The following is a 10,951-nucleotide window of genomic DNA, read 5'->3' as shown; positions in this document are numbered from 1 at the left end:
GCAGTACCAAAACTATTGGTCAATACGATGTTGTAAGTCAATACATCACCAGGTTTTACTGTTACAGGGTCACCGGCAATAGATTTTACTGCCGTAATTTTCCCTTCGGTTGGTTTTTCAACCACCGGGGTAATCGGTGTGGTTGGATCAATTGGATCCACCACTGAAGCTGTATTTTTAATCGAGGTTGTACCCGCCGGCAAGCTAGCGGCTACCGTTGCTTTGAAACTTAAGGTTAAAGTACCACTGGCCGGAACAGTTAAGTTTGCCCAGTTGATCGTATTGCCCGTTGCGATACCGCCATTGTCGATGGCCGTGATACCAGTTAAAGTACTTGGTACATTATCACTTGCGGTAACCCCTGTTTTTGCAGTGCCAAAACTATTGGTTAAAGTAATAGTATAGGTTAACACATCACCAGGTTTCACCGTTGTAGGGTCACCGGCAATAGATTTAACTGCCGTAATTTTCCCTTCGGTTGGTTTTTCAACCACCGGGGTAATCGGCGTAGTCGGATCAATTGGATCCACCACCGAAGCCGTATTTTTAATCGAGGTGGTACCTGCTGGCAGGCTAGCGGCTACCGTAGCTTTAAAGCTTAAGGTTAAAGTACCACTGGCCGGAACAGTTAAGTTTGTCCAGTTGATCGTATTGCCCGTTGCGATACCGCCATTGTCAATCGCTGAAATAGCTATTAAGGTCGACGGAACGACGTCACTGGCTGTTACCCCTGTTTTTGGAAGTGCATCCGTATTTGTTAAAATAATGTTATAGGTCAAAACGTCACCAGGTTTTACCGTGACCGGATTGCCAACAATAGATTTAACGGCTGTAATTTTATTAATGAGCGTAACTACGTTATTGTACTTAATATTATTACAGCTTTCAGTAGCGGTTCCATTTTTGCATTCTAAATGAGGGTCTGTAGGTACTACATTTGGATCGGGGTTAGTGGCATCCGGATCATTCACATCATTTGGCCGCATAATGGTCGCTTCAACGGTTATTTTTCCGGAAGCAACGCTTACAGCTTTGGTTACAATCGTATAGGTTCCTTTACATCCATTTGTCAGGTTTAATGCAGAGTTGTAATGTAATTTATCAGCAGAAATAGCCCCACTACTTTCTGTGCCACAATCGGATACATAAGTTGCAGACACGATTTCCATTCCCGCAGGAACATTAAAAGAGAAAGGCGCATTGGTTACATCGCTATAGGCCGCAGAACCGTCGCTATTTTGAACCTCGACCGTATAGGTGATGTTTCCATTAGCCCCTACTGTAGACGCACTTGGAGTAATACTATTGACTTTTAAATCGGCTACTTTAGTGGAAATTACCGTACTTAAAGTTTCTTCGGCCCCCAAAACAAAGGTCCAGGTATCCATAGACCTGTTGTCACCAAAGGTTCCGGAAGTCGGACTTGTATTATTGCCCCATTTGTGCCCATTAATATTACTTGAAGTTCCACCAGGAATAGCCGTTTGGCTGGCATTGATCGGACTTGAAGGTGAATTATTGGCCCCCGAGGTAAGGGTGATGTCTGTATCATCCCAATACACAATATCTGATTCTACAGCATCAAGTCCTACATTTAATAACTCTAATTTAATCCCATTCGGATTGATTTCCATATCAAAATATGGAAAATGGACTTCAGCACCCTGAAGCTTAACGGTTAATTTAGCGGGCGAGCTCCCCGATGGAAGCGGGTTACCCAAACCATCTTTTCCATCCCATTTAATGGAATTGGTTCCAACACTTGCAAAACCAGTAATGGTTCTTTTTGGAAAGTTGGCAGGAGCAACCGGGCTGATCTCAATGATAAAACGGCCAGAAAGATTGGCACTGAATTTTATATTCCCCCCCTTGTTACTTACCTGCCCTTCTGTTCCTTCTACACCAAATAATTTTAAATCAGAAACCTTAGGAACCAGCCGCGGATTTTTAAGCCAGGTTGTACCCGTACCTCCAGGTACTGCTCCCGACGCACTTTGTGGTAAATCACTCGCGGGAAGCGTATAAAACATCTTATGGGTTACACTCGTTGTATTATCTGCTGTCCGTGGGTCCTTAATTTGCGATGAAATACCTGTGGTGGTATTTAAGCTTTTATATATCGGCTCTCCATCGGTATTAACAAAACCATTACTGTTTACGAAAAACTCAAAACTAATCCCGTTGTTCCCGTTGTTGTCAACCTTATAAATATATCCATCTTTAGTGAGCACATACATTTTTCCATAATAGGTCATTGGTGCAGTGAAATCACTGTAGATATCAAGGTTGAGTACGTTAGAATACACCCGGCCGGGTATCAGGGTATTATTGGAACCATATACAGACACGTCCCAAGCCGCAATCACCACATCAGTACTGGCCGCAGCTTTCCAATTTGCGGTTGCCAAAACACCACTGTTTTCCCTTCCATTGGTATTCGTACCCGTCTCCCCTGCTGGCGGAACAAAATCGACACTGTAAATTCCATCCCCCCCTACAGGAACGGGATACAAAATGGCATCATAATAATTTCCTCCCGATACCCCAGGCAATCTTGGACCTGCAAGTTCATTAATCCGGTTACTGATAAAACCTGTTGCGCCCGAATAACTGGTAGTTGTTCCGTCGGGTTTTGTCAGTTTTATCCTTGCATTGCCAAGCCCCATTACGCTACTTGCCATGGTAATGGTCTCTCCAGCTTTTACATAAACATAATGTGTATTTAAACTGGCAAAAGGATAAGAAGCTGAAGATGCAGTACTTGATCTGAGTTTGGCCCTTCCGCCATTTCCTCCAGGATACAAATCTTTCGATCCATCAGCATAACTTGATTGGGCTGCAAACAACAAGCAGATCAATAATGATGAGAAATAATAAAATTTAGTAAAATGTTTCATGCGATAATTTTTCTCCTTATAAGTAGATTATGATGTCCATGACTTTCCCATGTGACCTTTTTTTGAAGGTCACTAATGGTCATTATAGTCTGGGGTGTACGTATTTTTGAATACCTTAAGGCCCTCTTCTTTAGGGCCTATAATGTTGTCATTCCGATCAATTAGGGTGCTGATTTTAACTTCATAATATGCCTTTCATTAAGATTTCACAGATTCGAATTGGATCTAACCTAATGACACCGCTAGAGCCGAACTTTAAGACATTCCAGATGTGACTTCAGATGTTCTTCTCCTATGGTGTCCAACAGCTCGGTCATCCCGTAATATTTAATCGCCTTAACAATGTCAATATGGACGAGTATATCTTCTATTTCCAGCCCATCAATGTGAACATCCAAATGAAACACCTCCGAAGCCGGGGTAACGTGTACATACTCCGCATTTTTTATAGTCAAATGCATTTTACAATAGATAAAAAATAAATGTAGAATCGACTTCCATTCCTTCTTTCGTGCGAATCCGTTTCAAAGGTTTCCGTCCTGCAATCAAGTGTCACTTAGTTTAAATGGTTTTAGTCTTTGTACTGATCAGATTGTAGAGCGCAAGCAGCAGTTCAATTGGTGTTTTTCATAAATAAGATGTTGTGCGTTAATACTTTTTAAATTTGTTATGGGCTCAATTTTATGTAAAAAAAAACTACATTTTAACAATTGAAAGAGCCGATTGGCCAATACAGCAACATCATGCTATACTATTTAGTCAAATAGCAATAATTTGCTATTTAAATTCAGAGAACCAGAGCGTCCTACCGGAAATAAGATATAGTGTTCTGATCAGGAAAAACAGAAAATGGTCAAAAGCCTTGATACATAGATCAGATTGTCAAACAGGCCCCTCACCCGCCTAAGTTCAAGCCAAATTTATCCGGGCGCTGGTCATCACAAAAAAATGCTATTGTTTAATCTGTAAATAGCATTAATTAGCTATAAATGAATATGTACCTGTAGTTAAGGGACAACTATAATAAAGGTAATCCCATACTTTTGCTACATTAGGCGGATTTATGAAAAAAACCGATACCATTGCCATTGTCCTTGACGACCATCTTTTATTTGCCGATTCTTTTTCGGCACTTATAGAAAGACTGGATCTTTTTAGTGCTGTTCACACCCTAAATGATAAAAAAGAGTTAACCCACTTTCTCATAAAACATCCGAAAACACCTATTTACCTGTTTTTAGATTATTATCTGAAAAATGAAACCAGTTTAACGCTCATCAATGAGGTTAAGCGTCTGAACCGGCAAACCATGGTTATTATAATGAGTTCTACCATAAGCCCTAAAACAGTGACGAACATTCTGGATTATAAGCCTCATGGATTTATCTCAAAATCGTCCGGATTTGAAACCATACTCCAGTGTATGGCGACCATTGGCCAGGGGAATCCTTACATCTGTCCGATCATCAGCGATATTGTTGAGCAGACAGACCATACCGTAAAAATACCATTTACTGCCCGGGAACTGGAAATTTTACAGCATTTTGCGCAGGGATTGTCCATTGCCCACACCGCCGAGAAAGCACACCTTAGTAAGCACACCATTGTGGCACACCGGCGAAAAATGATGTCAAAAATAAATGTAAATTCCATTACAGAGCTGTTGTTGTATGCACGTAAATATGAACTCATCTAAACCTGGTTTGAAAAATCCGTATGACGGGCGAATAAAAAATAAATTTCAGTTATTTTCGGGCATTTTATATTTTACCGGCTTATTTTTCTGCTCATTATCAATCAAATGACCATAGGTCAAGTCAAAAAAATGTATAAAAAGAATTCGATAGCTTCAGCAAAACCTGCCCTGCAACAATCGGTTTTCATCGCCATCAACCAAACCTTAAAACCTCTATCTTGTTTCTTTTTAGCTGTATTTTTTTGTCTTTGTAGCCACTTTGTCCAGGGCCAAACCGGGCGAATCGAGCAGGAACTACATGGGTTACCTTTTATCAAAGATAGTGTTGGCCTCATTAACAGTTTAAACCGCTTGGGAACACTTTATCGCAGCAGAAACCTGGACAGTTGTTTTTACTATGGAATAAAGGCCAAGCGTATGGCAACCAGTTTAAATTATCAGAAAGGGCAAACCGATGCAGATCAATTGATTGCTTATACTTTTTTTAAGAAAGGATTATATGCAGAATCGCTGGATTTGCTTGGTAAAGTATTACCACATTACCAAAAATCAGGAGATGCAGAGCAAGTGATCCGGGTTTATCTAGATATGGTTGAAGTTCTGAATAAGGGCATTTCCGAAAGGACAAAGATCATATCGCTGTTGCAAAAGGCCATGCAAATAGGGAAAAAGCTAAAAAAGGACAGCATTATGTCCGAGGTCTATATGAGCTATTGTAACCGGAACGCGGACCTTCCGGCAGACAGCATCAACTACTACCTCAGCAAATCCGCTGAAATTGCAAATCGGTACAAAGACGAGCGTATGTTAATTTTCACCCGGCTTTGGCAAGCGCGTTTATTAATTTTAAATGGCCAGAAGTCAAAAGCACTGCCCCTGGTCAGGCAATTGATAGCAGATTGCAGGGCTATCGGGAACTCCAATCTGGAGATCAATGCACTCTTTCTGATGACCGGAATTTACGAGACGCAGCGTAAAAAGGCACTTGATTATTTTTACCAGGCCCACCAGGTGGCCCTGAAAAGCGGAGACAGGTCCCTGGAAATCTATATTTTAAATAATGCTCTAGAAGTTGCGAATCAACTCGGTGATAAAAACGAGATCATCAAAGTCCATCTTGAACTGGAAATGGCCATGTCGATAGATTGGGAAAAGTCAAGAAAATTCATCAGCGACTATGTAAAATACAATGCCATACAAGATGACAACAAGTTATTAAGTAAAAAAAATGCAAGAGGAACCACCTGGCTGGTACTCATTTCTATTGCCGCCGTTGTTCTTTTACTGAGCGTTTACCTGATGATGCTTTATCGGAGCAGGAAAGCAAAAGAGCAGATTGAAGTACTCAATAACGTCGCCAATATGCAAATCATTGCCATGGAAGAGGCTAAACACCAGGCCGTAAGGGAAGAACAACAACGGCTTGGCCAGGACCTCCATGATGGTCTTTCCTCGTCCATTGCCTCCATTAGGCACCAGTTAGAAATAATATTAATGGATATCGACGATACGGCCTTAAAAAACAAACTGGGTATACTCCAGATAGAAACGGAAAAGGCCTATAAAGCCGCCCGCAACAAAAGCCATGAATGGTTCAGTACTGCGGATGAACAACTGGAACAATCCTTTGAAAATCAGATCAAACTACTTACAGACAATTCCCTGCCCAATAGCCGGTACCACAAAACCATTCATATTGACGATAATTCTTTGGTGAATGTGGGCACAGATACGCGGATTGCACTGCTCCGTATCATTCAGGAGGCCATTACCAATATCATCAAACATGCCAAAGCAAAAAATGTAGGTGTGCTGATTTATGAGGAAGAAGATGACCTGCTATTGACCATCAACGATGATGGGATAGGTTTAGATGAAAAAACATCCGGAAATGGAAAATCGGCCATGGGTTTGCAGTCCATCCGCCGCCGGGTCCAATCCTTAAATGGAAAAACCAACATACATTCAGACACCAAAGGCACCGAAATCACCATATCCATTCCATTGGCCTCAGCGTAATGACTGCTGTCCATAACTGTACAAATTTTGTTCAATAATGAACAATACTCCATTCGCTCAATAAAGAGAAACAGCTATATTTCAGCTACTTACAATAAAAAACAAGGATGGCATAAAATTTATCAATTGATGACCGGTATTGGTTAAACTTTAGATTTCGAATAATGATCAGACTCAATTTTAAAATAGCATTACGTAATCTTTGGAAAAACAAAACTTCTTCAATTATTAACATCATCGGGCTGGCCGTTGGTTTATCTGCCTGCCTGTTGCTGCTGCTATACGTTAATTACCAGTGGAATTTTGACCGTCAGTATAAAGATGCGGACAAGATTTATCAGGTGATGACCAACTTTCAGGATGCATCCGGAAAAATCACCAGTACCGGAGGCTCGCCCGGCAATGGAATTGCCATGGCCATCAGAAACAAAATCCCCGAAGTAGATGCCATTACCCGTATTGCCGGTGGAAATGAAACCCTCATTGCAAACCAACAAAGTAGTTTTAAAAAGGTAGATCTCTTTGCCGACCCGGAAATCCTGAAAATATTCAGCTATGAGTTTATTACCGGTAATCCGGACATCGCGCTGAATACACCAAATGCTGTGGTACTTACAGAAAAGACGGCCATGTTGTTGTTTGGCACAACCAATGTATTGGACAAAACCGTAAAATATGCCAACAAAACAGACCTGAAAGTGACTGGTGTAATCAAAAATTTGCCCGCCAATACTTTATTGAGGTTTGATTATTTAATGCCCTGGTCGTTCTATCAGACCATTGATGATGAGGCCAGAAATCCGGGTTGGGGAAATTTCAGTTTTCTCGCCATTGCAAAAGTAACTGACAACAACAAGTTAGATTTGATCAACTCCAAGGTTAAAAAGCTGTTCAATGAAAACTATACCAAACAAAAAAATGAAAACTTCTTATTTCCTTTTGCAGATACGCATCTGTATGGTAAATTCTTAAACGGTAAAAGTATAGGTGGGGATATTGAACAGATTTATCTTTTTATCGCTTTGGCACTTGGTATTTTGCTCATTGCCTGCATCAATTTTATGAACATGACCACCGCCAAATCAGAGCGCAGGGCTAAGGAGGTGGGCATCAAAAAAACAATCGGTGCAACAAGAGGCTCCCTAATTTCACAGTTCCTAACCGAAGCGATGATACTCACGATCGTTGCCGTGCTGATTGCGATGATTGTTGTGGAGGCCAGTTTACCCCTGTTCAATAATTTGCTTCAAATAGAAATCGGGATTAAATACAGTAACATGAGCTACTGGCTGGGCATTCTATCGGTCGCTCTGCTTACAGGTCTTATGGCTGGAATTTATCCAGCACTGTTCCTGTCTTCGTTCAACCCTATTCAAATTTTAAAAAAGAAAACAACAAGGTCCAGGCTGCTTCCATTTAACTTAAGGCAGGCATTGGTGGTTGGCCAGTTCTGCTTTTCGATCGTGCTGATCATTGCGACACTGGTCATTTACAAACAAATACAATTTATAAAAAACAAACCAGTGGGTTATAATGCCACTTTGCTCGCAGAAATGCCCCAGAACGGAGAACTGAATGGGAAATTTGAACTGTTCAAAGATCAGTTGCTCAGAACAGGTGCCGTCCTTTCAGCAGGCCAGACATCGCAAAGCCTAACCCGTGTGAGCAATTGGTTCTATGGCTTAAAATGGCCGGATATGGAAAAACAGGGGGAAGAAATTGTATTCAACAGACTACAGGCAGCCTATGACTTAGCGAAAACCAGCGGTATACAAATACTGGCCGGACGCGATTTCTCGAGGGAATTTGCTTCAGATACGGCTGGTGTTTTGTTAAGCAGCAGCGCGGTACGTATGATGAAATTGAAAGATCCGGTGGGCAAATCAGTGACGCTCTTTGACAACAAACTAAAGATTATCGGAGTGTTTAATGATTTCCTTTGGGAATCCCCTTATCGCTCCGGAAAACCCATGATCGTTAATTTTAGTAAAAATCATGGCGGCAACATCAACATGCGTTTGAATCCGGCCAATAGTTTGAGTAAAAACATCGAGCTTATTTCGCAGGTGACAAAAAGCATCAATCCAGAATATCCTGTTGAGGTAAAAATGGTGAATGAATTATACGCCACAAAATTACAGTCAGAAAAGATCCTGGGCATACTGGCCAATTTGTTTGGTGGCATCGCCATATTAATTTCCTGCATGGGATTGTATGGACTTGTGGCTTATAGTGCAGAGCAGCGAACCAAAGAATTCGGCGTACGACGTGTGCTGGGTGCATCTGTTGCGAATATTATGAACCTGATTTCTTTATCTTTTCTGAAAATGGTCTTTGTGGCTGCTTTTATTAGTGTGCCGGTGGCTTATTATCTGATGAACAGGTGGCTGATGAAGTTTGAATTCCATACCAATATCTCCTTATCCATCGTGCTCACAGCGATAATTGGAACTGCAGTGATTGCATTTTTAACGATTAGTTTTCAAGCCTTTAAGGCCGCAAAAGCGAAGCCTGTGGAAGCCCTTAAATATGAGTAAGCCCCAAAAGCATTGGGAGTTCAGAAATGGATTCGAATACAGTAGCCCCCTGCTGCTCCAGCGCTTCTGTGTTCATCCCGTTACCCAGACCAAAGACCCTAAACCCACCAGCCACAGCCGCATTTATACCTGCGATACTGCTTTCAATAACTGCGCACTGCTCTGGAAAATAGCCCATTCTTTGGGCTGCATGTAGAAAAATAGCTGGCAATGTGCTCGAGTTATCCATGTCGCAACAGCTAAAAATATGCTCCTGTTTGAAGAACTTGTCTAGCTTAGTCAACTTAAGACTCAACCATATCTTTTCCCTTGTACTGCCGGAGGCAATACAGTAAGGAAGCTTTAAAGCAGTCAGAAACTGCGCTGCACCTTCAACAGGAGCAATTCCCAGTCTGAATTCATCGTGTAGTTTGCTTCCCAGGGCATGCTCAAAATCGGCCGGAAGCTTTTGTGGGCATAGCTTTTCCAGAATCTCTATGGCTTCCCCTATCTTTCTGCCACAAAAAAGTTTTAATGCTTCTTCAGCTTCCATTTCAACCCCATAAGTACCTGCCATATCCATAAGTACCGACACAAATACCGTTTCCGTGTCGACCAGTACATTGTCACAATTGAACAGGATACATTTAAAAGTGCTGTGGTTAATCATGGATCCCCCTTTTTATGAGCCATTTCCTTAGGGGCATGTCATACAGTTTAAGGCACAGGTAAGCCAGTGCAATGGAAACTACAAAAACCATTAGCCCGATTGGCCAGGCCTGTTCCAGGGGGACATTATTGTTTACTACCCAAGCGTAAAAGACATAGGTGATTGGGAAATGTACCATATAGACCGGGTACGAAAGTTCACCCAGAAAAGTGCAGCATTTTTTGGTAATCTTGTTTTTGATTGATCCACTGGCGCCCAGGTACACCACTAATGGAAATAGGATGATGATCGCTGTGGCGTCATAGATGCCGTTCTGCCATAAATAATGATGACCGCCAATTCTTGGCACCGAGAGAATGGCAATAACCAGTATACTGCACCAAAAGAAAGCATTTGATAGCTTGATGGGGCTGAATATTTTATGGAGTAAGAGCCCTGCCAAAAATGGGAAGGCCAACCGGGTAAATCCTATTTTTAACTGTTCTGCATTGATGGACCAGCCCCCGATCACATCTCCACCTGTTGAGGTGACTGTGTAATAAATCAACCAAGCCGCACTCAGAAAAGTCAATACCGCAAGTACTTTTGTGGATGCCTTTCTGAGGACTAAGGCATAGACTAAATTGGCGATGTATTCAAAGAACAAAGACCATGCAGGCCCGTTCAACGGGTACATTTCCTGCCAGCCCCTAATGTCCATGGGAATGGTAACGGGCAGGAGCAGATAGCCCAGCAACATCACTATCCCAAGTTTCCAAAACGAGGTATCAGCGACCAGCGGAAAGAGCTTCTGTGAAGCACTGAAATAAAAACAAAGCGCTCCAATGGTCATTCCCATAATAATCATTGGATGCAGACGGATCAACCTGCGCTTGAAAAATTGTTTAAGAGACATTTGCCCCCAGCGGTCATTATAGGCATGTCCGATAACAAATCCCGATAACAGAAAGAAAAAATCAACCGCCAGATAACCATGGTTGATGAACTGTTTGGTATGGTCCCCGCCAGAGAAAATCTCAAAAATATGGAAGAATACGACCATGACGGCCGCTACACCCCTTAGGCCATCTAAAATGGGGTAATGTGGTTTTGTGGCCAATTGGCTAGCAGAAAAATTCATTATACAGTATTTTAATGCAAAAATAGGAGCCTG

Annotated in this window: 7 protein-coding genes; 3 read left to right on the top strand and 4 right to left on the bottom strand. The window is 41.8% G+C overall.

The window, feature by feature from the left end:
* Together B0O44_RS16750 and B0O44_RS16745 are read right to left on the bottom strand one after the other, a co-directional pair.
* Positions 1-2,897 (bottom strand): DUF11 domain-containing protein (locus B0O44_RS16750; RefSeq protein ID WP_146229862.1); only part of this gene is annotated, 2,897 nt, incomplete at its 3' end.
* A gap of 242 nt (positions 2,898-3,139) precedes the next feature.
* The gene (locus tag B0O44_RS16745; protein ID WP_110832984.1) at positions 3,140-3,358 is read right to left on the bottom strand and encodes a hypothetical protein; all 219 of its coding nucleotides are present in this window, start codon (positions 3,356-3,358) and stop codon (positions 3,140-3,142) included.
* A 602-nt stretch (positions 3,359-3,960) separates the two neighbouring features.
* Here B0O44_RS16745 and B0O44_RS16740 point away from each other — a divergent pair.
* From B0O44_RS16740 to B0O44_RS16730, 3 genes are all read left to right on the top strand, one after another.
* The gene (locus B0O44_RS16740; RefSeq protein WP_110832982.1) at positions 3,961-4,593 is read left to right on the top strand and encodes a response regulator transcription factor; all 633 of its coding nucleotides are present in this window, start codon (positions 3,961-3,963) and stop codon (positions 4,591-4,593) included.
* Between the two features lie 351 nt (positions 4,594-4,944).
* The gene (locus tag B0O44_RS16735; RefSeq protein ID WP_170123362.1) at positions 4,945-6,612 is read left to right on the top strand and encodes a sensor histidine kinase; all 1,668 of its coding nucleotides are present in this window, start codon (positions 4,945-4,947) and stop codon (positions 6,610-6,612) included.
* 164 nt (positions 6,613-6,776) lie between these two features.
* A complete protein-coding gene (locus tag B0O44_RS16730) occupies positions 6,777-9,149 on the top strand; it encodes an ABC transporter permease (RefSeq protein WP_110832977.1) in 2,373 nt (790 codons plus the stop codon).
* On the opposite strand, the gene B0O44_RS16725 is transcribed toward B0O44_RS16730, so the two are convergent.
* Both B0O44_RS16725 and B0O44_RS16720 read right to left on the bottom strand, forming a co-directional pair.
* The gene (locus B0O44_RS16725; protein ID WP_110832975.1) at positions 9,136-9,798 is read right to left on the bottom strand and encodes an HAD family hydrolase; all 663 of its coding nucleotides are present in this window, start codon (positions 9,796-9,798) and stop codon (positions 9,136-9,138) included. The genes B0O44_RS16730 and B0O44_RS16725 overlap by 14 nt on opposite strands.
* A complete protein-coding gene (locus B0O44_RS16720; protein ID WP_110832973.1) occupies positions 9,791-10,918 on the bottom strand; it encodes an acyltransferase family protein in 1,128 nt (375 codons plus the stop codon). The genes B0O44_RS16725 and B0O44_RS16720 overlap by 8 nt, the downstream gene beginning before the upstream one ends.
* Positions 10,919-10,951 lie beyond the last annotated feature (33 nt).

It is taken from the genome of Pedobacter nutrimenti, assembly GCF_003208655.1.
GTDB lineage: Bacteria > Bacteroidota > Bacteroidia > Sphingobacteriales > Sphingobacteriaceae > Pedobacter > Pedobacter nutrimenti.
Note: the sequence above shows the minus strand (reverse complement) of the source record. Positions and strands in the feature narration are given on the sequence as shown.

Bases quoted from the DNA above. Each gene is read 5' to 3' on its own strand.
- B0O44_RS16745 (WP_110832984.1), bottom strand. From the start codon at position 3,358: ATGCATTTGACTATAAAAAATGCGGAGTATGTACACGTTACCCCGGCT.
- B0O44_RS16740 (WP_110832982.1), top strand. From the start codon at position 3,961: ATGAAAAAAACCGATACCATTGCCATTGTCCTTGACGACCATCTTTTA.
- B0O44_RS16730 (WP_110832977.1), top strand. From the start codon at position 6,777: ATGATCAGACTCAATTTTAAAATAGCATTACGTAATCTTTGGAAAAAC.
- B0O44_RS16725 (WP_110832975.1), bottom strand. From the start codon at position 9,798: ATGATTAACCACAGCACTTTTAAATGTATCCTGTTCAATTGTGACAAT.
- B0O44_RS16720 (WP_110832973.1), bottom strand. From the start codon at position 10,918: ATGAATTTTTCTGCTAGCCAATTGGCCACAAAACCACATTACCCCATT.